This is a genomic window from Phyllobacterium trifolii (assembly GCF_014192095.1).
In the GTDB taxonomy this organism is placed as follows: domain Bacteria; phylum Pseudomonadota; class Alphaproteobacteria; order Rhizobiales; family Rhizobiaceae; genus Phyllobacterium; species Phyllobacterium trifolii.
Genome location: NZ_JACHXN010000017.1, coordinates 19,451 through 43,501 on the forward strand (window position 1 = coordinate 19,451; position 24,051 = coordinate 43,501).

The window sequence follows — 24,051 nt, forward strand, 5'->3', positions numbered from 1 at the left end:
ATTGCCGCTATCCGGTTTCACGGGTGAGACTCCAAAGCAACTATTCCTCCGTAATGGTGTGTTTGGCGCATCACGATGAGATCCTTCCGCCGGACCACATTCGTTGGGTAAACTGGATCGGCGTTTCGGGTGTCAATTTCCGCAACGGCTATTCTGGCATTATCCGAGATGATCGCCTCATTGCGTGGAAACGCAAATGTATCGGGTCCGAAGACGCCGCTGAAGCCTGCTTTGCCGTTTGTTTGACATATGTTTGCAAACAGAAAATAGACATTGTTCTCGCCAGCGCGAACGCGATACTGATGCCAGTGCAAGGGATCGGCGCATGTCGGTATCGGGTCTGCCTGACGCACGGAGGTGCCATCATGCCCCGAATGGAACCGCTGGGTGATGGCTGAAGGGCAAGCGATAATGTCACATCCTCTCAGTGCAAGAATTCGTCCCGATTCCGGAAACGAAGCATCGTGACCGATAAGTAGGCCCACACGCCCGAAAGGCAGATCGAAAACCTTCCATTCGGATCCAACGCTTGCCCACTCTCGCTCGGCCATTGTCCGATGGACTTGACGATAACAGCCGATCAAAGCACCACTATCGAGGAAAGCCGCTGAATTGTAACAGCACTCACCATTACGCTCAGCGAAGCCTACGATTATCGCAATCCCGGCGGTTGCCGAAAGTGCCTTCAATTCGGCTATTTCAATTCCATCAATTGCACACGCATTCATCGCGGATCGTGCCAATCCGGTCAAAGCCCGTTCAGGAAAAACAACGAGTCGGGCTCCCTCCTGCTTCGCCTGATCCGTCAACAAACGGATAGCCCGCAGATTTGCCGCGATATTGTCTTCTGGCACAAATTCTGCAACCGCGACCTTGACCGCATCTCCAGCCGGTCGTGTTCGATAACCATAAAGGCCGAAGAAATCGTTGGGGTTCCACAAGAACGTGTTGGTCATCAGTTCCGTATAGAGTTCCGGCCGGCGCTGCTCCATGATTGGCTCACCCCAGACTTTTCGCTCCCTGGCCAAAGCGGGATCAATGACCGCTTCAGCAATACCATTGCCATTGTCGACAACCGCGAGAATTGAAGCGTCCGGAGCGATGACACAGGAGCCGCCTGAAAACTGCACGCCGCGTTCCAGTCCCCAACGATTGCTCTCCATCAGGTAGCAACTGTTTTCGAAGGCCCGATTGATCCAGTAGGGGGCCGGGGTTCGTTCCGCTAGCCAATTCGAGATATGGCATATGACATCGGCGCCACCGAGACCGGCGAGACGGGCGGTCTCGACAAAATGGATATCCATGCAAATGAGCATAGCAATCCGCCCGACAGCCGTTTCGAAGACACGGTGCCCAAGATCCCCTGCAGCCGCCCATTTCGGCTCGGAGATGTATGAATGCGTCTTGCGATGTGTCCCGATTATTCCGTCCGGTCCTACCAGAACCGCAGAATTATAGTAAAGCCTTGTAGCCGTCTCGATCTCAGGCATGCCGACGACAATGTAACAATCATAACGGCGTGCAAGCGCTGCAAAACGTTCCGTGGTCACTCCGGGAACGGGCTCGACATACGGCGTTATCTCATCGCGATCGTACCAGCAGTAACCGGTTGTTGCCATTTCGGGTGTGGTTATCAATTTCGCACCCGCTATGGCCGCGCTTTCCACAAGTTGCAGCAGCGCATCAATATTGGCATCCTTTTCAAACAAAGTCGGCTCGAACTGTATGGCGGCAGCTTTAAATGGGGGAAGCATTGGAGACCTCAACGAACAGTGGGCGGGAAGGCGGCCGCAGGAGCGCGGCCGCCTCTATCGGATCAGCGCGAATCGCCGGAAATCGATTTCAGGATTGATGCACCCAACGTATATTTCGGATCGACCATATTGCCGAGCCGAACACGGCCGCACTGGGTAAGCAACATGTAGGCATCGATCTCATCGAAGCCAAAATCCGCCGACAGCCAACGAATAAGTTCGCGATAAGCACCTCGAACAGCATCCTCCATCGGTCGGGCCGACCCTATTGTCATAAAGAACTTCTCATTTTCGAGCCGAGGAGACTTAATTGTCCAGTTCTTGATGAGATCGACCTTAACCGTCGTAACAGTTGGATGTTCGATGGCAACGCCACAAAGTTCACCGTCCCCTTGCGCGGCATGACAATCACCAAGGAAGAGATAAGCGCCCTTTGTGTTCACAGGCAGATAAATAACCGCCCCCGGTCCAATATCGGGCAGGTCCATGTTGCCGCCATAATAATCCGGAACGAGGGAAGAAATCGCCTCGATTTCCGGCGCAGTGCCGATGGTCCCTATAAACGGCTCATAGGGCAGAGTGATCCGATCACTCCATTTCACGCCGGTATCGATGTCGACGTGAAGTTTGCGGACACGTTCTGGTAGCGGAGCGGTCAAGAGTGCCGTATCGGCCGTTGGTACAAGCCCACCGAATTCCGGCATAATGACCGTCGTGCCGCGCGGCTGTGGCCCGCGCGGAACAATGCTTTCTATATAAACCGCCAGGCAATCGCCTTTCTCGGCGCCGTTGACATAGATGGGGCCATTCTGCGGGTTAAGATAGGGGAAATTGAGAATTTCGCTTGGCTTATCGGTCTCGTGTTGGATTTTTCCTTCGAAGGCATCGTGCGTTTCAGCTGAAATCACAGCTCCCGGATCGACAGTCAAAACCGGTTTTTCAAAAGCGCCATATACGTAAGGATAGCTGCCCTGTGTATCTTCGGTTATGGAATGCGTGCTCAGCGCCTTTCCCCCGGCCACACCTTTGCGGGCCATGATGGATTGTTCAAACCAGGACATTTTTTCTCCTTTGCAATGTAATTGGGATGTTTTCGTGAACCATCAAACTGAGAGATAGCGGCGGACCGTTTCCCGATCCTGCAGCATGTCTTTCGTGAGTTCTGCGACGACGCGGCCCTTATCCATGACGTAGCAACGCTGTGCCATTGCCCGGATCATGTCGATATTCTGTTCGACAAAGACAATGGTAACTCCGGTCCTCCTGTTCAGTTCGACCATGATCCGGGCAATGTCCTGAACAATACTAGGCTGGATACCTTCGGAGGGTTCATCGAGCAAAACAAGCGATGGGGCTCCCATCAAGACACGGCCAATGGCCAGCTGCTGTTGCTGTCCGCCGGACAAGGTACCGGCGAGCTGATTTTTCCGCTCCAGAAGGATCGGAAAAAAGCGAAAGATGGTACTCAACATATCGTTTGACACGGACCCGCCTATCGACTCGCCAACCGCAATGTTTTCAAGAACGCTCATGCGTGGAAACACGTCGCGTCCCTGGGGTACATATCCTATGCCGAGCCGTGCGCGGAGATAGGCCGCCAACGCGTCGATTGGCTTGGTCCTGAACAAAACGGATCCCTTGTCTGAAGGAAGAAGGCCAATCAGGCTTTTGATCAGGGTCGACTTTCCGACCCCATTTCGTCCGATAATTGCAACGATCTCGCCTTCGCGGATGGTCAAATCCACGCCCTGCAATACCGGTTTCCCGCCGTAGCCCGACCAGAGTCCTATCGTTTCAAGAATGACTTCACTGCGCATGAGCTTCTCCCAGGTAGATAGCCGCGACCTGTTCGTTGGCAACGATTTCATCGATCGTGCCTTGAGCAAAAATCTTACCCAAGTGCAGAACCGTAACGCGATGGGCAATCTGACGAACAAAAGCCATGTCATGTTCGACAGCCAAAACCGTGACGCCTTCACGATTAAGCGCCTGCAACATTTCTCCTGTCGCAAACGTCTCATCGGGCGTCATTCCCGCGGTTGGCTCGTCCAGCAGGAGAAGTTTCGGCTTCAAGCCAACGGCCATACCGATTTCCAGCCATTGCTTTTGTCCATGGCTGAGATTGCCGGCCAATTGTCTCGCGACCGGCTTCAAATTGAGAAAGTTCAGGAGAAGATCGATCTCATGGTCGAGTTCGGCGGGCGCTACATGGTGCTGAAGCGCTATCTGAATATTTTGTGCGACGTTCAGCGCCTTGAATATACCGGGCACCTGAAACTTGACGCTGATGCCGTGACGGATCCGTTCATAGGATTTGGTCAGGGTTATATCGTGACTGTTGTATAGAATCTGACCGCTTGTTGGCAGATGCTCGCCAAGGATCAGCCGGAAAAAAGTGCTTTTTCCAGCACCATTAGGACCAATAAGACAATGCATTTCCCCCGTTTCAAGCGCGAAGTCGACTCCGCCAGTCACATGAAGACCGCCAAACCATTTATTAAGTGCACGTGTTTCGAGAATAGGCATCACGACACCTCTCCCGATTGCGCTTTTTTCCTCGTCCAGCGTTTGGACGCCAGCGACACCGCACTTGCGACAATTCCTCTAGGTGCAACCAAGACCGTGAGGACCAGAAGCGCGCCCATGACGACAAGCGCATACTGACTGCCATAAATCGTCAGCGCCTGGAAACCGATGAGAACCAGAAGAGTGCCAAACAGCGTGGTGGTCAAATCGCTCCGCCCACCCACAGCTACCCAAACGATCGGCAACGATGCGGCCGTCATTCCCATGGATGCCGGTGTAATGTAATTGCCCCAAGAGGTATAAAGCACACCGGACAACCCTGCGAGGGAGGAACCGATTATGAAGGTTCCAAGCTGATATTTACGGACGTCATAGCCCAGCATCTCGGCCCGTTGCGGATTCTCGCGGATGGCAACGATGACATTGCCAAAGCGAGAATTTACCAGCACGCGCAAACCAAGATAAACGAGGATGAGCAAGACCAGCGTTGCGTAATAGAGCGCCACATCCGGGAATAGCACTATGGGACCGCCGGGCCATGGAATAGTCAGTGAAGGCATCGCACCCATTCCATTAAAGCCGTTAAGACGCGCCGTGCCGATATGCCATTCAGGACCGGCAGTTTGAGAGATAAAGCGTTCCATGACCAGCGTCACCGACAGCGTGACAATGCCGAGAAACACGCCGCTGATCCGGCCGAAAAACAGGAAGTAGCCAAGGATTGCTGCACAGACGGCGCTGATCAATACGGCTGCAACGAGCGCCAACAGCGTCAGGCCATAGGCATCGCCCAGGTTGATGGTCAGTACGCCGTAGGCATAGCCGGCAATGCCAAAAAAAGCTGTCTGTCCGAAGCTCAGAGAACCGCCGTAGCCCCAGATCAGGCAAAGACCGAGCGCCATGAATATCCAGTTGAAGAAATACACATTATTTCCAACGTCATAGCCATCGGCAAAAAGTGGATAGGCCGACGCTGCTGCAACGACGAGGGCGAATCCTGCCCAAAAGCGTCGGCCTCGGCCGAGCGTTTGCGGTCCTTCGAGCAGAGTGAGGATAGAAGTGATACGGGAAAGCAGTGCCACATCAGGCCCTTTCTTTCAGGATCCAGCCGGAGATGCCACGCGGCAGGATGCGAATAACGATAATGACAGCAAGGAGCATTCCTATCTGCCCGGCAAGTTGGCCTTGCCACGAGGTAAGGGCTGCCTTGACCACACCAAGGATTGCGGCGGCGGGAGCAGTGCCGAGGAAAATATCGGCGCCGCCGATAACGACGGTCACAAACGCTTCGACGATAAAGGCGCTGCCCATAGTTGGGACAAGCGTCATCGTGGGTGCGTAAAGGCCACCAGCCAAACCCGCAAGCGCTGCGCCTAGCCCAAAGGTCAAGCTATAGATCAGACCTGTATTGACGCCGAGCGCCTGCGCGATATGAGGCACTTGAATGGTGGCGCGAGCGAGAACGCCAAAGCGGGTGCGGGTGAATACCAGCCACAACGCTGCAAGCGTTGCCAAGGCCATTCCCATGAGCACGATCCGGTAGACAGAATAGGAATAGTTGCCAACCATGAAACTGCCAAAGGGCGTTCCGGTCCCCTGCATCGTCGAGCCAAGCACAATCAATGTGCCTTGGGTTGCGATCATCGATATTCCCCACGTCGCGACAATCGTATCGAGCGGTCTCAAATAGAGGTGGCGAACGATAAGACGTTCGAGCAGCATACCGATCAAACCGGCCACACCCGCACCAAGCGCGATGGCAAGTGGAAGCGGCAATCCCATATGCGTTGCACTTGTCGAGACATAAGCTCCACACAGGATAAACTCTCCGTGCGCCAGATTGATAACGCCCATCATGCCAAAAATGACAGCAAGACCGCATGCGGACAAAACGAGGAAAGCGAATGCATCGCCACTCTGGTAGAGAAAACTGAAAGTGGAATAGAGCACGTCCATTATAAGCCCCAAACTGGAGAAAACGGGTCACCAGGAACATTGAACGGACGCGGCAGAAAAGCAGTCCGCCACGGCCGTTCGACGTTGTTACTTGGTAGCAACAGGGGGATTCGAAGGCGTATATTGCGCGCTCGGGTCGCTCTTCATCAGATCGCAGCCTGAATCTCCGAGCCAATAGGGCTTCACGTCCTGCCAGACCTTCGGAAAGTCGATCGTATGATCTTCACCCACATGCGCCAGATAGATCGTATGTGACATGTGCTGGCTCTTGGGATCTATGCACACCTTTCCCTCTGGTGCATCAAAACACACATCGCCCTGTGCGATAACCTTGCGGATATCATCCCGCTTGGTGGATTTCGCCCGTTCAACCATCTGCTTATAGAGATAGACTGCAGAATAGGAGTTCTCTGCTTCCTGATTGATATAGGGTTCGTTGGGGAATTTTTTATGCCACTTCTCGACGAAGGCCTTGCTGGCAGGCGTATCGACTTCCTCGATATAGTTGACGGTCGCATACATATTGGCAAGGCTGGGAGCTTTGAACCGCTTGTGTTCATAGCCCTGACCAACATTGACAGAAGAGGCCATGGGAACCTTCAAGCTCGCCGCGCCAGCCTGTTCATAATAGGATGCCTGGGCTGTCCCCACGAGCAACGTTACTAGAACGTCAGGCTTGGCGGTCTGAATATTCTGGATAGTTTGCGAGAATTGTGAAACGCCAAGCGGGATGAATTCCTCGCCAACCATTTCGCCGCCATGCTCCTTAACGATATTCCGAACCCATTCAGCCGATATCTGCCCGAAATTATAGTCGGCGGCGATCGTATAGACCTTCTTTCCGTACTTTTCGATCATGTAGGGGATGAGCGTGGAAAACTGCTGTTCAGGCACCGCACCCGTTACGACCATGTTTGCATCGCACACGCCGCCTTCATATTGGTTATTGTAGAATGCGAAACCGTCAAACTGATTGACGATCGGGCGATAAGCCTCGCGGGAGGCTGACGAAAACCCGGCAAATACAGCATCGACCTTGTCTCGTTGCAGGACACGTCGCATGAACTCCTGGTAACGCGTATTATCCGACTGAGTGTCGTAGATAACCAATTCCAGCGGCCGACCGTCGATACCGCCCGCGGCGTTGATCTCCTCAGTTGCCAGTTGAATACCGTGAACCTTGCCGATCGTCGCGACCGCGAAATCTCCGGACTGGTCTTCCAGCACACCAAGTTTGATAGATGTCTTTTCCTGTGCAACCGCTAGCCCTGAAAAAGGCAATAGGATGCCGAGCACCGCGAGGGTGCTGATTACGTGTCTCGCCATTTTTTAACTCCGTTTATATTTGGATAGCTTTGGTTTTCAGCCCTTCAGAGCTTGCCGTTCCCCGTGTGCGTTTTCATTCTTGTCTTGTTCTTGTTTTAAACCGAGCATGTATTCACAATAGTCTTCTGTACTCAAACGCGCACGCATGCTCTCTTTGCGCAGAAGTTCATAAGCGACATCTTCGTCAATATTACGGATATTCATGAGAGAAATAACTGCCTTGATTATAACAGCCCGCCTTCTACGCTTCTCGTATAGAACATCTACCGTGTCGACCAATATTTCCTTGCGGTTATACTCGTTTACGCCAAGAAAAAGTGCCGAATAGACTGCGCTCCCATAGACCGGTTTCGCCAGGAAAGCAGTTGCCCCAAGCAACAATAGGGCTTTGAGCCTGCTGGGTGCCTCAATACCAACAAGCCCTATCACCGGAGCGGGTGGAAGAGCACTCTTCCCCGCCCTGCGCAAGCAACGCCAATCGGTCGCAAGCGTCATATCGCCATCGATAAACAGGATATCGCGGTCGGCATTGATATTTTCAAACGGCAAGACCATTGGTTCAGCCGGACTGTGGCCGATGAGCTCTGATTGAAGACCAAGCTTTTTCAATGTAGGCGCAAGCGCCTCCGTTGAGCGCCCGGGCAGGGCACAGATCAGCGCTCTGTGCCCACTGAAATTCTGGACCAGACGATGTGCTTTCATGACACAATCCTCATCAAAGGCTGGCGTTGCAGTGGCTCCAGTGCAGCCGAAGAACAGACCATGTACGGATCCGGACGAACTGATTTCCGGGCCTCCACCAGAACCTCAAACGTATAGTCGGAGCGTGACCGACCAATACGTGGCGTGAGGTGGGCATGGAGCGTTTCCGGATCGATCATTACACGTCCCTGAGGGGCGTCAAAACTCTGAAGAACGACCGAACGCTTGACCGAATTTACTTCTGCGCTTCCGGCAGCAGCGATGGCATTTGCGAGAAGGGAGACCGCAATATAGGCCGCTTCTGCCTCGGCGGAAACGACGGGTCCATCAGGAAATGCATCGTTGTAGGCAGCCACGAATTGATTGTTGCGTTTGCCTGGGAGAGAGGAAAAATACACGCTGGAACTGATGTGGCCATCTGCGGCATCAGGACCGATTTCAACCAGTTCCGGCTCTGAAAGATTACAGCTTGCCACCGGAAAACGCGCAACTTGATCAATCCCTCTTTCGGCACAGGCCAAACGAAACTTCCTAAAAAATGCATAGGAGGATTCGCCAATCAGAGCGTTGAATACGAAGTCGGGTTCGGCTCGAAAAATCGCGTCGATGACATTATCCATATCGGTATCACCGACAGGAACATACCGTTCGGCCAAAATTGCCCCACCACGTGTTTGGAGTCCTTCGCGGAGCACACGGCTGCTTTCCCAGCCCCATATATAATTTGATCCGACAGAGAAAGCTCTCGGACCAAAATTCGTAAAAAGGTAGTCAATTAGGGGCGACATATGATGGTTCGGCGAAGCACCAGTATAGATGACGCCTGTTGAACTTTCGAAACCCTCATAGTGAGTTGGGTACCATAGTAGGCCATCCCACTTTTCAACTAGCGGAATAACCTCCTTGCGGCTCGAAGATGTATAGCAACCAACAATGTGCTTAATACCTTGATCCAACATTGTTTGCATCGCCGGTGCATAAGCGGCCAGATTACCTTCTGGGTTGATGGCATAGGGCTCTAGATGGACGGCGATATCGGCGCGATGATTGATCTGCTCACACGCCAGATTTGCGCCGTTCAACAAGGTCCGTGCTACAGTTCCATAGGAGCCGGTACTCGAGAACAGAAGACCAATTGGTACGTTAATCCGGTTCATGTTAAGCCCAAAACAGAAAACCCCTCAGCAAATTTATGCTGCGGGGGCCAAGTTGCCAGCTATGAGTATGGTATTGGCGCGTATATGAGCATCGTTGCTCAGCGCTTATTTTTTAGGCTAGCAGCGTTGTTTTCCTCTGTCAATCAAGAAATACAGGTGCCGTATCGAGGGTTAGTCGCCCGAAGCGGACCATCCTGTGGACGGACCGCTTGCCGTGCAAAAAGGACTTAGCTCCGCGGCCGGGGAGCCGAGCCAAAAGGCGACTCATGATACGGCTCCTCCACTGTCGTCGCTAACGTGTGTCACGTCCAAGGGGATCTGGCGAGGGGGGCTCGTGTGGTTCGATGCGCAAAGCTCGCAGTGCGTTCAGGATGACAGCCACGTCAATCAGTTCCTGCAAGAGCGCGCCCTGCACGGGTGTCAGGTATCCGAATGCCGCGGCGATCATGCCCAGTATCGACAAACTAATCCCGGCCACTACGCTTTCAAGCGCGATCCGGCGCGCCCGTTGCGCAATTTCGATCCCGGGCAACAAGCGATCCAGATGATCGACCAGCAGCACGACATCCGCCGCCTCGGCCGAGGCGGCAGCCCCACGCGCGCCCATGGCGACTCCGACGTCAGCGGCGGCGAGGGCAGGCGCATCGTTCACCCCGTCGCCCACCATCATAACCGGACCGTTCTTGTGCTCGGTCACGACCAGCAGGAGCTTTTGTTCGGGGCTCAGATCGGCCCGGACGTCGTCAAGCATTAGCCCATCAGTCACGGCCTCGGCGACGGCGCGGCGATCGCCCGTTGCCAGAAGGATTCGGCCGATTCCCAGCCGCCGTAGTCCCGCGAGAAGTTCGGAAGTGCCCGACCGGAGTGCATCGGCCATGACGAGGTGACCCATGAGCTTCCCGTCGATCGCCAGAACAACGAGGACCGACCCGAAGTCTAGAACTTGCTTCTTGAACTTAGCCACGCCGATCTGCGCCGTCACGAAATCGGCGCCGCCCACGACAACGCTACGGCCCTCTATCGTCCCTGCAATACCCTCTCCGGGCGTCTCCACCACGTCGTCGGGAATGGGCAGAGCGATGCCTTGCGCACGCGCCCCCGCAACGATCGCCTGGGCCATCGGGTGTTTGGAGGCCTGCTCCAGAGCAGCGGCGAAAAACAGGGCGTCTTTTCCGGACATGCCCTCGCGGGTGTCGATCGAAATTATCTGAGGGCGCCCTTCGGTCAGAGTGCCGGTCTTGTCGAGGATCAGAGTCTTGATGCGCGCCAAGGCCTCCAGAGGCTTCGCCCCCTTGATCAGCACTCCGAAATGCGCAGCGCGCGACAAGCCGGCCACAAGGGCCACCGGAACGGCGAGGATCAGCGGACAGGGTGTCGCCACGACCAGAACCGCTACTGCGCGGATCGGATCGCCTGTGAACCACCATGCGGCCGTTGCTAGTGCGACCGTGACCGCTAGGAACAGTAACGAATAGCGGTCGGCCAGCCGGGCCATTGGCGCCTTGGACTTCTGCGCCGCCTCGACCAGCCGGACGATCCCGGCATAGGTGCTGTCCGCAGCCCGCCGCGTGACCCGAAGATCGAAGGCCTCGCCCGCATTGGTCGAGCCGCTCATGACATCCTGCCCGCGGGCCAACCGGGCGGGCATGGACTCGCCCGTCAATGCCGCTTGGTCCAACATGGCGCGGTCGCTATCGAGTGTTCCATCCACGGGCGCCACGTCGCCCTGCCGGATCAGCAGCAAGTCGCCCATTGCGATGTCGTCCAGCGGAACTTCATCTAGCGCGCCGTTGCGATGGCGGGTGGCTGTCCGGGGCACCCTGGACAGAAGGTCGCTCATCTCGCGTCGGGCGCGACCTTCGGCAAAACTCTCGAGGAAGGTACCACCGGAATACATCAGCGCGACCACCGCCGCGGCGAGGGTTTCGCCGAAGAACAGAGCAGTCGACATTGAAAGGGCAGCGACGATGTCGAGACCAACTTCGCCTTTCGCGAGGCTCCGGACGATCTCAACCTGAAGAGCGACCAGAACCGGGATGACACCTGCAGTCCACGCGAACCTTGCGAGGTCAGACATGTCCGCCAGCGTCAGGCCGAGACCGGACATCAGCCCGATCAGGGCAATCGTCAGCAAGCCTACGTTCAGTTGGTTGTGCTGCAACTGATTCATAAGGTCTTCGTGCCGGTATAACAGCGCGCTAGTCTCAACAAGTTCGCACAGTCGTCGCCCTCTCGTCTCACGAAGTTGGCACCGTCCTCGTCAACGTTGCCTAGATATTGCGCTTGTTAAAGGGCGACGTTCGAACTTGGCGCTTCAACCACTTGTCGAAGGACGGTCCTCCACTCATTGCCAATCGCGGATCTCCGGCATGTCTTTGCCGTGCGCGCGAATGTATGCACGGTGCTCAAGCCTTGCTGTCCATCACCTGCTTCCGTCCGATGCGGATGATCTTCAGTTCCGGCACCCAGTCAAGAACGTTATGCACGAGATGGTAGCGGTCAAGTCCGTTTAGCACGGTCATGTCGAATGGTGTCGTGGTCGTGCCTTCCTCGTTGTAGCCGCGCACATGAACTCGTGCTTATTGGCCAATGTAACTCCTTTAGCTGTCCTTCATGTGCATCTGACGAAGAGAGCACCAGTCGGCCGTCCCGACCTTCATCAAGTGGTGCTGCGGACCAGCCGAAAGCAGAGGATGCTCGACGCGCACGGTTCGAGTTGCCCGCGCCGCGCTAGCCGGACGCTTTGATTGCATGCACTCAAGGGCATGCCTTCCAATCTTCTATCGAATGTCAGAACATTTGATTAGTTTGCGAAGACTGCATGTAGTCATAAGCTGCACTCATGAATAGCTGAGGTCACTAACTGCCCGTCGAGCCATCGAGACGGGACATCGGCTCGACCCAAAAAGACCGCAAAAGCGCGACGACATGAAAGTTAGAAAGGCGGCCAGCAGCTGCAGGGTGCGCAGATCAGCTGGTCTCCTCGTTGTAACGGCGGCTAGACTTCGGCGGCTTATACGGCTTCTTCTGACACCCTTCAAAGTTAACGGTCATGGCCAAGTCCGATTTTTCCAAAGAAAGCAAATGTTATAAAACCATATATATTGCAAATTAAGACCTAGGGTTTATAACAAGCACTATGGCTATCCAAACCCACCGAGATCGCGCCCTGGAGGTTGCACGTCGACAAGGAATCGCGCGCGGTCGCGATTTCGACGCTGCCGGGGTGCCGCGTGTTTATCTTCAAAGGCTGCGCGACGAGGGAGTTCTCCAGCAGGTCGGCCGTGGCCTCTATAAACTGGCGAATGCTAAGGTCGCCAGCGCCACCAGCCTGGCTGAAGCCGCACGTATACAGCCAAAAGGGGTCATCGGCCTGCTGTCGGCGCTGCAATTCCACAACCTCACGACCCAGACGCCGCATGCCGTGTGGATGCTGCTCGGGCCAAAGGACTGGGCGCCGACCAATCCATCGGTCTCGCTGAAGATCGTCCGCGCCAGCGGTGAGGCGCTGAGGGCCGGTATAGAGACTCATCAGGTCGACGGCGTGCATGTCCCGATCACGTCGCCAGCGAAGACCGTCGCTGACTGTTTCAAGCACCGCAACAAGATCGGCCTCGATGTTGCGATCGAGGCACTGCGGGACCTCATCAAATCGCGAAAGGGGCGGGCAGGGCTAAACGAGCTTTGGCGCTACGCTGAGATCGATCGCGTCCAGACAGTAATGCGCCCCTACATCGAGGCCATGGTTTCATGAAGGCGCCGAAGAATATTGGCGTTTCTGTACGCGATCGGCTGACGCAGCGTGCTCGCGAACGTCGTGAGAACGCCCAGTTGTTGATGACGCGTTATGCCATCGAGCGTGTGCTCTATCGTTTGAGTGTTTCGCCGTACCGGGATCGCTTCGTCCTAAAGGGCGCGATGCTGTTCAGCCTGTGGGCGCCTGTGCCCTACCGTGCTACCGGCGACCTTGATCTCCTCGGTTTTGGAGAGAACGCTCCTGCTGCAATCGCCGCCATATTTGTTGAAATCCTTGCCACACAAGTTGAAGATGACGGGGTAATCTTCCGGCCGGAGACGCTGAGTGCCGCCCCGGCACGCGAGCAAGACGAATACGCTGGCGTGCGGTTGGACTTCGTGGCCGAACTCGCTGGCGCGCGCCTTCCCATGCATGTTGACGTTGGATACGGCGATGTGATCACGCCGGAGCCGGTCGACATCGAATATCCTGCACTTCTGGGACAGCCCGCGCCGCACCTTAGAGCCTATCCACCCGAAACTGTTGTGGCGGAGAAGTTCCAAACCATGGTGGCGCTCGACATGCTCAATTCGCGAATGAAGGACTTCTTCGATCTGTGGGCCATCGCGGGCGCCTTCGCCTTTGAAGGGGAGGTTCTGGCGCGAGCGATTCAGACGACCTTCGAGCGTCGTGAAACACCGCTTCCCATCGAGACGCCGTTGGCGCTGACGGCGGACTTTGCCGACGCAAAGCAAGTCCAATGGGCGGCGTTTCTGAGGCGGACCGAGATCGCCCTTGCACCGAACCGCTTCCGGAAATCCAGGCGCGTATCGCCGAACTCGTTATGCCGCCGATGATCGCAACGACTGAGGCTGCGCCTTTCAATGCGCACTGGGCGCCAGGCGGTCCCTGGATCGACGGATAGCATTTCAAGGTTGCAGATAGAATTAGGCGCAGCTATCGATGCCGTCGCGCCGATGCTTGATGGGATGGCACCGGTTTTCCGAGCGTGATATGACTCAATGACGGTACTTTAGAGGCAGGTTCGGGTGCGTTGTCGGAGGCTGCGAGGAGTAAAAATTGTCCGACTGACCTCGATAGTTGCTGAAATCACAGAAAAATTTTTGTGCCGATTTTCCCTTTGAAATCAAAAGCGTAGCATTTTGACAGGCTCGGCGTCGGAGTTTTCTCGCCACCGGAATAAATTTGCATGCAATTTCAATTGGTTATATACTTTTAAATAGTAGAGTGGGAATGAAGGGGTAGTAGAAGCGGCGGTAGACGGTGGCAAACGGGCAAGTTTTTCGAAACATCGCCCCCGATAGACAACGAAAGATAGCGATCGATCGAAAATGTCACCGAATGTACCGGTCATCTCCTCATCTGCATACAATTCGTCGACGACCTGCACCAGTATCATCACAATTGCGCAGTCTTGGCTATAATCATAGCTGAGTGATCCGGCAGCGAAATCCGGAGTTTTGCAAGCAGTTCGGCGGCCGGTCTCGGAGGCAGCGAGCCACCACGGCGAGCCTCAAGACTTACTCGAAACACCGCGACGAGAGGATACCCCTTTTCGCTCTTCGGGATTGAAGTTGCCAGATAAATGCATTTGCGTCCGCACATGGCATTCGCTGTCAATCGGCGTTTTCTGCAGACAGCGATGCCCTCCCACAGGACGATATGTTCTCAGAAAAGCAACGCTATGACTGTTGCCAGCGTGACAATGCTGAAAAGAGTGCTCGCTATGACCATCGAGCCGGTTGACGCAGAGTTCAGGCGATAGTTCACAGCAAAGAGAATGCCGAAAAAGCCCGACGGTATAGCGGAGAGCAGGATGGCAATCTTCGCCGTCTCGGTCGAGATCGGCAAGGTAAACACGACCACGGCAGTCAAGATAGGTCGGCCGATATCGGCAAGCCCTGTCGCAGCAACTACGCTCCAGTTCAAGCGAAAAGGTTGCGACGAGAGAATGAGACCTGTCAGGAACAGCGCCACGCCGGGGGCGGCGACCCCGACGAGCATAAGGCTCGCCTTGGCAAGTGAAAGCAGCTCCCATCCGGCAAGGGAATATAGGATGCCGACCGTAGGAGCCAGAACGACCGGTTTCGTCACTGAGCGGAGGAATGCCGTCCAAACCTTTCCCGGGGAGCCCGTCGCTAATTCTTCCTTTGGGTTCCCGGTATCCAGTTCGACGAGAACCAACGACAGCGGGCTGATGATGATCGAACCTGCAGCAAGTGCGACAGCGACAGGGACAACGCCGTCTGGCCCGACCACGGCAGCAGCTATGGGGAGGCCAACGCCGGCCAAATTCGGGAAAGATATAGTCAGGGCCTGAAGGGCCGCGTCTGCCTTCGAAACGTCCGAAGAAGCACGGACGAAAAAATACCACGCAAGTTGAACGAGCAACATCACGAGGGCGAGGATCAGGAAGAGAGGCGCCTGATCGAGCATCTCTTTTCGCGGCGCGGATGCGGTTGCCACGAACAGGGAGGCAGGCAAAGCGAAAATCATCACGAGGGCGTTGAGGCCGTCCACATGATGGTTTTCGACTATGCGGAGCCTTCCGGCGCCGTAGCCAGCAAGAATCACGAAAAAGATCGGGGCGAGTGCCAGAAGGATCGGGTTGGCCGTCATGTCGGCAGCTTCCTGCAGATGCAAGTCGCCCCGTGGGTATCGCCCAGGATGCGCCACACGCGCTTTGCGCTTTTGATGATGTGTCGGGCCGACAGATCCAACGCGGCCTTGGCCGAGCTTGCAGCCGCATTTCCCAACCGGATTGCTTCGGCTTGGAAACGGATGGCGGTGAGCGCATCCGCTATCTGCGATCGCGCGCCGCCTGGGGCAGCCTGCGCGCTACAGGGCCGGTCGTGGATTCCGCCGTTTGGCCCGGATCCACGACTGGCACTGTCGATGTTAAGCAAAGCGCAGTTCGGCGACCGCATTCGGGTGGGTCCTCAACGTCACGACGACATCGGTTCGTCATTAGGAGCACAGGCTTGCACAGGCTCGCGCTAACCGCGCGTAAATTGTTGGAAAGTTTTGTAGGGGGCCGACGACGGCAGAGTGCTCGGCCAAGTCTGGATTTCGCGGTGTCCGGGGCCAAGACGGTGACTGACGCGTCAGCCAGTCTCGACGATTCCGTAAAAAACGGACAGGACAAGGGCGCAGTTTCTGCTTTGGAGCGCTGAGCCAGCCTTATTATTTTCAGCTTGCGATTTTTTACCCATCTTAACGCGCGCTCCGTTCCTTCGCATGCCAGCATCTGGTCGTTCACGGCTTCCTGAACGTCAACCCAACCGTCGAGGTGCTGCCATGTTATTGCGCCATATCTGTTCCGCCGCCATGCTTGCGTCTTCTCTTGCCCTGATCGCTCCCGCTGGGGCGGTGGCCGAGCCCATCAAGAACATCGTCCTGGTGCATGGTGCCTGGGTTGATGGGTCCGGCTGGAAACCGATCTATGACATTCTGATGAAGAGGGGTTTCCGCGTATCGATGGTCCAAGAACCCGAAACGTCGTTCCAGGATGACGTCGCCGCCGCAAAGCGCGTCCTCGACATGCAGGACGGTCGGGCCATCCTGGTCGGTCATTCATACGGCGGCTCGATCGTTACCGAGGCGGGCGTGCATCCGAAGGCGGCCGGCCTCGTCTATGTCGCCGCTCACGCACCGGACGTCGGTGAGGACGAGGGCGAACTGGGCAAGAAGATGCCGAGCGCGCTGGCCAAGACAGAAGGTGCGATCAAAACCACGCCGGACGGCTATACCTATCTGAACCCGGAACTGTTCCCGAAACTGTTCGCCCCTGATCTCCCGCGCGAACAGGCAGAGTTCGCCGCCCGCTCGCAGGTGCTGGCCAAGGCCGAGGTGTTCAGCACGCCGCTGACCGCCGCCGCGTGGAAGACCAAACCGACTTGGGGCATCGTCGCCGGCAACGACCAGATCATCAATCCCGACCTGGAGCGCTTCTATTATGAGCGCGCCAAGGCGCCCTTCATCGTCGTCGAAGGCGCCAGCCATTCGGTCTACGAATCTCATCCGGAGCGTGTTGCCGATGTGATCGAGGAGGCCGCGCGGAAAGTCGGCGAGAAGACCAACTGAACGCAGTCCAAAGCCGTCGCACAGCGTTGGCCATGCCACGGCTTCTTTCAGGAACGAGGTCCGGTCATGACTGTCCTTTCGAACATCTCGTCGACCAGAATCTGGGACGCATCGCGTCAGTCACGCGAGCAGCGCATCGCCGCCGGCAGCGCTTATGCCAGCGGCAAGCAGGTCGCGCCTCAGGATACGACGAAGCTGCTGGAGGCGGTTATACGTCCAGGCGACCGCGTGTGTCTCGAGGGCGACAACCAGAAGCAGGCGGACTTCCTCGCCGCTCGGCTCGCAGAAGTCGACCCCTCGGTGGTGAAGGACCTGCACATCGTACAGTCCGGCGTGGTGCTGGCCGAGCATCTCGATTTGTTCGAGGCCGGCATCGCGAAGCGGCTCGATTTCTCCTATTCCGGACCGCAGGGCACCGCGATCGCAAGGACGCTGAAGTCCGGCAAGATCGAGCTCGGCGCCGTCCATACCTATCTCGAACTGTTCTCACGCTATTTCGTCGATCTGACCCCCCATGTCGCGCTCACCGTGGCGCGCTGCGCGGACCGCGATGGCAACCTCTACATGGGTCCGAACACCGAGGACTCGCCCGTTGTCGTTGAGGCGACCGCCTTCAAGCAGGGAATCGTCATCGCGCAGGTGAACGAACTGGTCGACAACGTGCCGCGCGTCGACGTGCCCGGCGACCGGGTCGACTTCGTGGTGGTGACACCCGAGACCTTCTATGTGGAGCCGCTGTTCACTCGCGATCCGGCACAGATCACCGATACGCAGATCCTCGGCGCCATGCTGGCGATCAAGGGTATCTACGCGCCCTACGGCGTCAAGCGTCTGAATCACGGCATCGGCTTCAACACCGCTGCCATCGAGCTGATCCTGCCGACCTATGCCGAGCGGTTGGGTCTGAAGGGCAGGATCGCAACGCATTTTGCGCTCAACCCACACCCAACCCTGATCCCCGCGATCGAGGCGGGCTGGATTGAACAGGTGCACAGTTTCGGCTCGGAAGTCGGCATGGACGACTACATGCAGGCCCGGCCGGACATATTCTTCACCGGCCGCGACGGCTCCATGGCCTCGAACCGCATGTACTGTCAGTCGGCCGGGCTCTATGCGACCGATCTGTTCATCGGCTCGACACTGCAGATTGACCTTCAGGGTAACTCTTCGACGTTCACCCGCGACCGCATCGCCGGCTTTGGTGGTGCGCCCAACATGGGCTCGGACCCGCACGGACGGCGCCATGCCAGCGAGCCCTGGTTGAAGGCCGGCCGCGAGGCTGCTGGTGAGAGGACTGGCTTGCCGCGCGGGCGCAAGCTCGTCGTGCAGATCGTCGAGACCTTCAGCGATAAGCTCGTCCCCACCTTCGTCGAAAGCCTCGACAGTATCGAACTGGCGAAGTCGCTCGACCTCGCTTTGCCGCCGGTGATGATCTATGGCGACGACGTCTCTCACATTGTCACCGAGGAAGGCATCGCCAATCTGCTGCTGTGCCGCAGCGCTTACGAGCGCGAACAGGCGATCCGGGGCGTGGCGGGCTATACCGACGTCGGGCGGGCTCGCGACCGCACAACGGTGGAGGATCTGCACGCCCGCAAGATAATCCAGCGGCCGGAAGATCTTGGCATCGATCCGCTTGATGCCAACAAGAGCCTGCTTGCCGCGCGCTCGATCAAGGACTTGATGCACTGGTCGGGCAACCTCTACGACCCACCGGCCAAGTTCCGCAACTGGTAGGGAGACGGCACATGGACACCCTCAAGTTCCACCATACAACCCGCGGTCCAGCCGCTGGCGCCGCCAGCACCGCCCTTGTCGGCGTCATCGCCTCGGGCAATCTCGAAGTGCTGGTGGAACGCACGCTTGCCGATACTGAATGCACCGTCGAAATCACCACTCCGGTGCGCGGCTATTCCGAAGTCTGGGAGGCCGTTGTCGCCGATTTCGTCGAGCGCACATCGCCAGGGGGACTGCGTATCTCCATCAACGACGGCGGCGCACGTCCCGACACGGTGATGTTGCGGCTGCTGCAAGGCGTGCGGACCATGGGGGCCGGCCATGAGTAACACGAAGCATTCCGCCGCCGATGCTACGAGCTGGTTCCTGTCGACCGCCCGCGAGCGTCTCGCGAGGCTGCTCGATCCGGGCAGCTTCACGGAGTTCCTGACACCAACCGAGCGAGTGCAGAGCCCGCATCTTGCGCTGTTCGACCTGCCCGCGGCATTCGACGACGGCATGATCGTCGGACGCGGGCGGCTAGAAACACGTAACGTGCTTGTCGCCGCGCAGGAAGGCCAATTCATGGGCGGCACCTTCGCCGAGGTGAGCGGCGCCAAGCTCGTCGGCCTGCTGCGAGCCGCGCGTGACGATGCGAGGCTGCCACGCATCGTCCTCTTGCTGCTCGACAGCGGCGGGGTGCGATTACAGGAAGCCAATGCCGGCGAGCTCGCAGTGGCCGAGGTGATGCGCGCCATCGTCGAGGCGCGCAGCTCCGGCGTGACCGTCATCGCCCTCATCGGCGGAAGAGCAGGCGCCTTCGGTGGTGCGGGCCTCACCGCCGCAACCTGCTCGCGAATCGTCATTTCCGAGCAGGGGCGCACTGGCGTGTCAGGCCCGGAGGTAATCGAGACCAACAAAGGCGTCGAGGAATTCGACTCGCGGGACAAGGCGCTGGTGTGGAGCGTCACCGGCGGTCGCACCCGCCGCCTGATCGGAGGCGCCGACGCCTATGCCGAGGACACGGTTGCGGGATTCCGCGACGCCGTGCTCGCGTTGATTAGCCATGCGCCGTCCGTCGACCTCGCGATGCTGCGCGCCGAGCATACACGGCTCGCCGGTCGGGCCGAGCGGCTTGGTGCGTGCAACTCCGCTCTCGAGATGTGGGCACAGCTCGGCATTGCCGAACCGCGAGCGGTTCGGGACATGGATGACGCTGCCTTCGCGGCGATCGTCACAGGTCTGACAGGAGCTGACCATGACGCTCGATGAAATCCTCTCAAGTCTCTTCCCCACGGGCCACGGCATTAAACCCCGGCCCAATCATCTGATCCTTGGTACGGGAAAGCGCGTCGATGGTGGCACGGTCGAGGTGGTCGGCATAGCAGACGGCGAGGCACTGGGGATCGAGGGTGTGCTACCGCTGGCCGGACGCGTGCTCGACATCGTGGCGACCGGCAGCAAGGCACCGATCCTCGTCATCGTCGACACACAGGGCCAACTTATGTCCCGCCGCGACGAGATGCTCGGCCTCAACGAGTATCTCGCCCATCTGGCGAAATGTCTGCTACTGGCGAGCCGCAGCGGCCATCCCACCGTCGGGCTGAACTATGGCAAGGCCGTCGCTGGCGCTTTCCTAGCCACTGCACTTGCCACCGACATCCTGGTCGCGCTGCCAGATGCTGAACCATCTGTCATGGATCTGCCCTCGATGGCGCGCGTGACCAAGCTGCCGGAGGACAAGCTGAAAGAGCTGTCGCAAACCAGCCCGGTTTTTGCGCCGGGCCTTGTCTTCATGAAAGCCGTCGGCGCTGTAGCGCAAGTTTGGGATCCCGCCAAGCCGCTCGCCGATCAGTTTGAGGCGACGCTGGCCGTTGTCCCCGCGCGCGATACCCGGGACGCGCTAGGCGCCGAGCGCGGCGGACGCCCGATCGCGGCGCAGATCGCGCGGCGCGTAGCACACCAAGCGTCCGGTGGCGATGATGTCTAGCCATGCCTATCGCCGCCATGATCTGCTGCGCGTAGAGCCCGAGGCATGGAGGAAGATGCTCCTCGCCAGCGGTAGCCTCGATTGTCTGGCCGAGGAGCCCCAGCGGCTGGTCGAAGACTGGGCCGAGCGCGGCTTGCCGGTGATCGTGCGGCGGGGAGCCGCTGGCGACGATGAGAGCGCGCTCGCCGTCGGCCTCCCCCTGCCGCCCGAGCTCGGCAAGCTGAGGCTGGGCTTTTTCATCCCTCAAGGGCACGTGGCGGCAAGTGTTGCGGCGCTCTCCGTGGCAGAGGCAGCTCGGTCGGCCCCTGCGAACCTGCGCGTCCAGCTGGAAGCCGCTGCCGCTCTTGGGAGGCGGTTGGGGTTGTGGCCGGCCGTCTTCGGCGCGCTGCTCTGGCAGCATCTGACAGGGCTTACCTATCTGCGGCCCGGCTCGGACATCGACCTCATCTGGCCGGTGTCTCGTCGGGAGGCGCTGGACGAGCTGCTCGACGGCCTCGCCACGCTCGACGCCACCGGCCCGGCCCGGCTCGACGGCGAGATCGTCCTCAGCACAGGCGAAGGCGCGAACTGGCGCGAACTGAGCAGCGCACTCACCCGCCCTGACGGCACAGTCCTCGTCAAATCAATGCACGCAGCGGAGCTCAAATGCGCACGACATCTCTTCATGTGACCGCCCGCTTACCGAAGCGCGCGCCAGCGCAAGGACGGAGACTGGTCGCACCAGTCGACGTCGATCGGTTCGGCGGCTTGGCGGCGGATGCGCTGCTCGCCGAACTCGACACCTGGCCAAAGCCCGGCCTCGTCAGTCCGCTCGACAACGGTAGCCATGACGATATGGACTATGACACATTCCTTTGCAGCATAAACGTCATTCGCCCCTTCTTTGCCGAGCTTGCCGAAGTCGGGGCGGCAGGCGCCGACATGACCGAGTTGCGCGGGATAGGTCGGCTTGCAGAAAACGCCATGCTCGCCGCCACCGGCGGGGTGAACACCCATCGCGGCGCGATCTTTGCGCTGGGCCTGCTCTGCGCGGCAGCCGGTGCAGCATGCGCCGAGCGGTTGCCTCTCTCGGCTGTGGGGCTGGCGCGGATAGTCGGAGAGCGCTGGGGTCGAGAAATCATGCGCGGCCCGATCCCGCTGAACAGCCATGGCAGCAGTGCACTGCGGCGCTTTGGGGCCGGCGGGGCGCGCATGGAGGCTGCCCGCAGCTATCCACATGCGCGGACCATCGGCCTTCCGGCGCTGCGGGCCGGACGGGTGCTGACTGGCGACGAAGGGGCGGCACGGGTGCACGCATTCTTCGAATTGCTGGCGGCGGTGGAGGACACCAACCTGCTCCATCGCGGCGGTATAGAAGGGCTGCGGGAGGCACGCAGCGTGGCACACGATTTCCTTCTCAGCGGAGGCGTCGGCCGGGCGGACTGGCTGGCCCATGCGATGGCCGTGCATCGTGCATTTGTGGCCCGGAGCCTCAGCCCGGGCGGATCGGCCGATTTGCTGGCGGTAACGGTCTTCCTCGATTGCGTCGAGAATGCGCCATGAGCGGCATCGCGATATTGTGCTCGGGACAAGGCAATCAGAGTGCGGCCATGTTCGATCTCGTCGCATCTGAGCCGGCGGCGGCGCCTGTCTTCGCGCTTGCCGCGGGGGCTCTCGGCGGCCACGATCCGCGCGACCTCGCCCTGCGCGGCGGCGACATCATTCATCGCAACGATGTTGCGCAGGTGCTGTGCTGCACTGCGGCGCTCGCTGTATGGGCGGTGGTTGGCTCGTCAGCTCTGCGCCCGCTTACCGTCGCCGGCTACAGCGCAGGTGAAGTGCCAGCCTGGGCGATCGCCGGTGTTATGGACGCGTCGAGTGCTTTCGACCTCGTGGCGCGCCGCGCCGCCCTCATGGACAAGGCCACCCGAGAGCCTTCCGGGCTCGCCGCCATTGTTGGTTTGCCGCGCACTGTAGTCGACGGACTTTGTAGCGCCTATGGGCTCGACATTGCCATCGTCAACGGTCCGCTGCATCTCATTGTCGGCGGACGCATGGCGGTGCTCCGGATGGCGCTCACGCAAGCCGCCGCGCGCGGAGCGACCCGGACCACGATGCTGTCGATCGAGGTCGCATCACACACGCCGGGTCTCAAGGTCGTAAGCGGCCGGTTCGGCAGGCTGCTGAGGGAGGCCGTCGCAGACGACAGTCGCTTGCCGAGCGATATGCGGCTGCTCAGCGGCGTTGACGGGATGCCTGTTCGCAGCGTTACCGAAGGTCTCGCCAAGCTCGCCGCGCAGATCTCGACGACCATCGACTGGGCGGCCTGCATGGATGCGTGTCGGGCCTCCCGTCCCGCCCGCGTGCTCGAACTCGGGCCGGGCAACGCGCTATCGCGGATGATGGCTGAATTCGAGCCGGGCACACCGGCGCGCAGCGCCGCCGATTTCCGCTCCGTTGCCGGCCTGCGCAGCTGGGTGGAAGCGGCGCCTTGAACACCCCAACGGATGTTGGCCAGAACCCTTCATGAAGGAAACAAGGAATGACCAATCTCTACTCGACCAAAGTCACCGCAACGGGCGGCCGCAAGGGCACTATCCGCAGCGAAGACGGCATTCTCGATCTCACGCTTGCCATCCCCAAGGAACTGGGGGGAATAGGCGGGGCCACCAATCCCGAACAGCTCTTTGCTGGCGGCTATGCTGCCTGTTTCGAGAATGCGCTGTTACGCGTTGCTCGGCAGTCGGGGCACCGCTTCGCCGATGGAGACGTGACGGTCGTGAGTGAAATCGGCGTCAGCCGCAACAAAGCCGATGCCTTCGTGCTGCACGCCTCTCTCGCCGTCACCGTCTCCGGCGTCGATCAGGCCACAGCCGAGGAACTGGTGAGAAATGCCGACGCCATTTGCCCCTACTCAAACGCCATTCGAGGAAACGTCGATGTCGCAAAGACAGTGGTTGCCGTCTGACGATCGGGCCAGAAATAGCGTCGGCGGCCGTCGGCATGTCGCAAGCGAGGTCGCACTTGCCTATCTGGGGCAATCGTGACGCCGATGACCGGTCGAATTCTCAAACCTCACAAGACTGACTGCTGAATTGACGGCGG

At 58.5% G+C, this 24,051-nt stretch carries 22 protein-coding genes and 1 pseudogene; 11 read left to right on the plus strand and 12 right to left on the minus strand.

Annotated elements, in window-relative coordinates; all coding sequences use genetic code 11:
• Positions 1-17: 17 nt before the first annotated feature.
• The 11 genes and pseudogenes from FHS21_RS21735 to FHS21_RS21785 all read right to left on the minus strand — a co-directional run.
• Entirely contained in the window at positions 18-1,754 is a 1,737-nt protein-coding gene (locus FHS21_RS21735; RefSeq protein ID WP_183663890.1) for a nitrilase-related carbon-nitrogen hydrolase, read from the minus strand.
• A 62-nt stretch (positions 1,755-1,816) separates the two neighbouring features.
• The gene (locus FHS21_RS21740; RefSeq protein WP_183663892.1) at positions 1,817-2,815 is read right to left on the minus strand and encodes an acetamidase/formamidase family protein; all 999 of its coding nucleotides are present in this window, start codon (positions 2,813-2,815) and stop codon (positions 1,817-1,819) included.
• Positions 2,816-2,857: 42 nt separating this feature from the next.
• Positions 2,858-3,571 carry an ABC transporter ATP-binding protein gene (locus FHS21_RS21745; RefSeq protein WP_183663894.1) on the minus strand — a complete coding sequence of 238 codons (714 nt, stop codon included), beginning with the start codon at positions 3,569-3,571 and terminating at the stop codon, positions 2,858-2,860.
• A complete protein-coding gene (locus FHS21_RS21750; RefSeq protein ID WP_183663896.1) occupies positions 3,561-4,280 on the minus strand; it encodes an ABC transporter ATP-binding protein in 720 nt (239 codons plus the stop codon). The genes FHS21_RS21745 and FHS21_RS21750 overlap by 11 nt, the downstream gene beginning before the upstream one ends.
• Positions 4,280-5,344 carry a branched-chain amino acid ABC transporter permease gene (locus FHS21_RS21755; RefSeq protein ID WP_376772184.1) on the minus strand — a complete coding sequence of 355 codons (1,065 nt, stop codon included), beginning with the start codon at positions 5,342-5,344 and terminating at the stop codon, positions 4,280-4,282. The genes FHS21_RS21750 and FHS21_RS21755 overlap by 1 nt, the downstream gene beginning before the upstream one ends.
• Positions 5,345-5,363: 19 nt before the next feature.
• Positions 5,364-6,236, minus strand: coding sequence for an ABC transporter permease subunit (locus FHS21_RS21760; RefSeq protein WP_183663900.1), 873 nt, complete (start codon positions 6,234-6,236; stop codon positions 5,364-5,366).
• A gap of 87 nt (positions 6,237-6,323) precedes the next feature.
• Positions 6,324-7,562, minus strand: coding sequence for an urea ABC transporter substrate-binding protein (locus FHS21_RS21765; protein ID WP_183663901.1), 1,239 nt, complete (start codon positions 7,560-7,562; stop codon positions 6,324-6,326).
• A gap of 36 nt (positions 7,563-7,598) precedes the next feature.
• Positions 7,599-8,264 carry an ANTAR domain-containing response regulator gene (locus tag FHS21_RS21770; RefSeq protein ID WP_183663903.1) on the minus strand — a complete coding sequence of 222 codons (666 nt, stop codon included), beginning with the start codon at positions 8,262-8,264 and terminating at the stop codon, positions 7,599-7,601.
• On the minus strand, positions 8,261-9,421 hold the full coding sequence (locus FHS21_RS21775) for a transporter substrate-binding domain-containing protein (protein ID WP_183663904.1): 1,161 nt from the start codon (positions 9,419-9,421) through the stop codon (positions 8,261-8,263). The genes FHS21_RS21770 and FHS21_RS21775 overlap by 4 nt, the downstream gene beginning before the upstream one ends.
• A 292-nt stretch (positions 9,422-9,713) precedes the next feature.
• The gene (locus FHS21_RS21780; RefSeq protein ID WP_183663906.1) at positions 9,714-11,591 is read right to left on the minus strand and encodes a heavy metal translocating P-type ATPase; all 1,878 of its coding nucleotides are present in this window, start codon (positions 11,589-11,591) and stop codon (positions 9,714-9,716) included.
• A 174-nt stretch (positions 11,592-11,765) separates the two neighbouring features.
• Positions 11,766-11,994, minus strand: a pseudogene (locus tag FHS21_RS21785) (phosphoketolase family protein); the annotation flags it as partial.
• A 566-nt stretch (positions 11,995-12,560) separates the two neighbouring features.
• On the opposite strand from FHS21_RS21785, the gene FHS21_RS21790 reads away from it, so the two are divergent.
• On the plus strand, positions 12,561-13,175 hold the full coding sequence (locus FHS21_RS21790) for a type IV toxin-antitoxin system AbiEi family antitoxin domain-containing protein (RefSeq protein ID WP_183663908.1): 615 nt from the start codon (positions 12,561-12,563) through the stop codon (positions 13,173-13,175).
• Positions 13,172-14,014: a nucleotidyl transferase AbiEii/AbiGii toxin family protein gene (locus tag FHS21_RS21795; protein ID WP_246411136.1), complete on the plus strand. Its 843-nt coding sequence runs from the start codon at positions 13,172-13,174 to the stop codon at positions 14,012-14,014. The genes FHS21_RS21790 and FHS21_RS21795 overlap by 4 nt, the downstream gene beginning before the upstream one ends.
• Before the next feature lie 832 nt (positions 14,015-14,846).
• Here FHS21_RS21795 and FHS21_RS21800 read toward each other — a convergent pair.
• Entirely contained in the window at positions 14,847-15,797 is a 951-nt protein-coding gene (locus tag FHS21_RS21800) for an AEC family transporter (RefSeq protein ID WP_183663910.1), read from the minus strand.
• A gap of 708 nt (positions 15,798-16,505) precedes the next feature.
• Between FHS21_RS21800 and FHS21_RS21805 the strand changes: the two genes are divergently transcribed.
• From FHS21_RS21805 to FHS21_RS21845, 9 genes are all read left to right on the plus strand, one after another.
• Positions 16,506-17,261 (plus strand): alpha/beta hydrolase, encoded by a 756-nt coding sequence (locus tag FHS21_RS21805; RefSeq protein ID WP_376772185.1) that lies wholly within the window; start codon positions 16,506-16,508, stop codon positions 17,259-17,261.
• Positions 17,262-17,327: 66 nt separating this feature from the next.
• Positions 17,328-18,998: a malonate decarboxylase subunit alpha gene (mdcA, locus tag FHS21_RS21810; protein WP_183663914.1), complete on the plus strand. Its 1,671-nt coding sequence runs from the start codon at positions 17,328-17,330 to the stop codon at positions 18,996-18,998.
• An 11-nt stretch (positions 18,999-19,009) separates the two neighbouring features.
• On the plus strand, positions 19,010-19,327 hold the full coding sequence (mdcC, locus tag FHS21_RS21815; RefSeq protein WP_183663916.1) for a malonate decarboxylase acyl carrier protein: 318 nt from the start codon (positions 19,010-19,012) through the stop codon (positions 19,325-19,327).
• A complete protein-coding gene (locus FHS21_RS21820; RefSeq protein ID WP_183663918.1) occupies positions 19,320-20,249 on the plus strand; it encodes a biotin-independent malonate decarboxylase subunit beta in 930 nt (309 codons plus the stop codon). Before mdcC ends, FHS21_RS21820 begins: the two co-directional genes overlap by 8 nt.
• Positions 20,236-20,967: a biotin-independent malonate decarboxylase subunit gamma gene (gene mdcE / locus FHS21_RS21825; RefSeq protein ID WP_183663920.1), complete on the plus strand. Its 732-nt coding sequence runs from the start codon at positions 20,236-20,238 to the stop codon at positions 20,965-20,967. Before FHS21_RS21820 ends, mdcE begins: the two co-directional genes overlap by 14 nt.
• Complete coding sequence (gene mdcG, locus FHS21_RS21830) at positions 20,960-21,637, plus strand: malonate decarboxylase holo-[acyl-carrier-protein] synthase (protein ID WP_183664010.1); 678 nt, start codon at positions 20,960-20,962, stop codon at positions 21,635-21,637. The genes mdcE and mdcG overlap by 8 nt, the downstream gene beginning before the upstream one ends.
• The gene (gene mdcB, locus FHS21_RS21835; RefSeq protein WP_183663922.1) at positions 21,613-22,509 is read left to right on the plus strand and encodes a triphosphoribosyl-dephospho-CoA synthase MdcB; all 897 of its coding nucleotides are present in this window, start codon (positions 21,613-21,615) and stop codon (positions 22,507-22,509) included. The genes mdcG and mdcB overlap by 25 nt, the downstream gene beginning before the upstream one ends.
• On the plus strand, positions 22,488-23,441 hold the full coding sequence (locus FHS21_RS21840; RefSeq protein ID WP_183663924.1) for an acyltransferase domain-containing protein: 954 nt from the start codon (positions 22,488-22,490) through the stop codon (positions 23,439-23,441). Before mdcB ends, FHS21_RS21840 begins: the two co-directional genes overlap by 22 nt.
• Before the next feature lie 47 nt (positions 23,442-23,488).
• A complete protein-coding gene (locus FHS21_RS21845) occupies positions 23,489-23,914 on the plus strand; it encodes an organic hydroperoxide resistance protein (RefSeq protein ID WP_183663926.1) in 426 nt (141 codons plus the stop codon).
• Positions 23,915-24,051: the final 137 nt, after the last annotated feature.

What these genes read in the sequence shown, in the direction of transcription:
- FHS21_RS21735 (WP_183663890.1), bottom strand. Translation starts at nt 1,754, where the DNA reads ATGCTTCCCCCATTTAAAGCTGCCGCCATACAGTTCGAGCCGACTTTG.
- FHS21_RS21740 (WP_183663892.1), bottom strand. Translation starts at nt 2,815, where the DNA reads ATGTCCTGGTTTGAACAATCCATCATGGCCCGCAAAGGTGTGGCCGGG.
- FHS21_RS21745 (WP_183663894.1), bottom strand. Translation starts at nt 3,571, where the DNA reads ATGCGCAGTGAAGTCATTCTTGAAACGATAGGACTCTGGTCGGGCTAC.
- FHS21_RS21750 (WP_183663896.1), bottom strand. Translation starts at nt 4,280, where the DNA reads ATGCCTATTCTCGAAACACGTGCACTTAATAAATGGTTTGGCGGTCTT.
- FHS21_RS21760 (WP_183663900.1), bottom strand. Translation starts at nt 6,236, where the DNA reads ATGGACGTGCTCTATTCCACTTTCAGTTTTCTCTACCAGAGTGGCGAT.
- FHS21_RS21765 (WP_183663901.1), bottom strand. Translation starts at nt 7,562, where the DNA reads ATGGCGAGACACGTAATCAGCACCCTCGCGGTGCTCGGCATCCTATTG.
- FHS21_RS21770 (WP_183663903.1), bottom strand. Translation starts at nt 8,264, where the DNA reads ATGAAAGCACATCGTCTGGTCCAGAATTTCAGTGGGCACAGAGCGCTG.
- FHS21_RS21775 (WP_183663904.1), bottom strand. Translation starts at nt 9,421, where the DNA reads ATGAACCGGATTAACGTACCAATTGGTCTTCTGTTCTCGAGTACCGGC.
- FHS21_RS21780 (WP_183663906.1), bottom strand. Translation starts at nt 11,591, where the DNA reads ATGAATCAGTTGCAGCACAACCAACTGAACGTAGGCTTGCTGACGATT.
- FHS21_RS21790 (WP_183663908.1), top strand. Translation starts at nt 12,561, where the DNA reads ATGGCTATCCAAACCCACCGAGATCGCGCCCTGGAGGTTGCACGTCGA.
- FHS21_RS21795 (WP_246411136.1), top strand. Translation starts at nt 13,172, where the DNA reads ATGAAGGCGCCGAAGAATATTGGCGTTTCTGTACGCGATCGGCTGACG.
- FHS21_RS21800 (WP_183663910.1), bottom strand. Translation starts at nt 15,797, where the DNA reads ATGACGGCCAACCCGATCCTTCTGGCACTCGCCCCGATCTTTTTCGTG.
- FHS21_RS21805 (WP_376772185.1), top strand. Translation starts at nt 16,506, where the DNA reads ATGCTTGCGTCTTCTCTTGCCCTGATCGCTCCCGCTGGGGCGGTGGCC.
- mdcA (WP_183663914.1), top strand. Translation starts at nt 17,328, where the DNA reads ATGACTGTCCTTTCGAACATCTCGTCGACCAGAATCTGGGACGCATCG.
- mdcC (WP_183663916.1), top strand. Translation starts at nt 19,010, where the DNA reads ATGGACACCCTCAAGTTCCACCATACAACCCGCGGTCCAGCCGCTGGC.
- FHS21_RS21820 (WP_183663918.1), top strand. Translation starts at nt 19,320, where the DNA reads ATGAGTAACACGAAGCATTCCGCCGCCGATGCTACGAGCTGGTTCCTG.
- mdcE (WP_183663920.1), top strand. Translation starts at nt 20,236, where the DNA reads ATGACGCTCGATGAAATCCTCTCAAGTCTCTTCCCCACGGGCCACGGC.
- mdcG (WP_183664010.1), top strand. Translation starts at nt 20,960, where the DNA reads ATGTCTAGCCATGCCTATCGCCGCCATGATCTGCTGCGCGTAGAGCCC.
- mdcB (WP_183663922.1), top strand. Translation starts at nt 21,613, where the DNA reads ATGCGCACGACATCTCTTCATGTGACCGCCCGCTTACCGAAGCGCGCG.
- FHS21_RS21845 (WP_183663926.1), top strand. Translation starts at nt 23,489, where the DNA reads ATGACCAATCTCTACTCGACCAAAGTCACCGCAACGGGCGGCCGCAAG.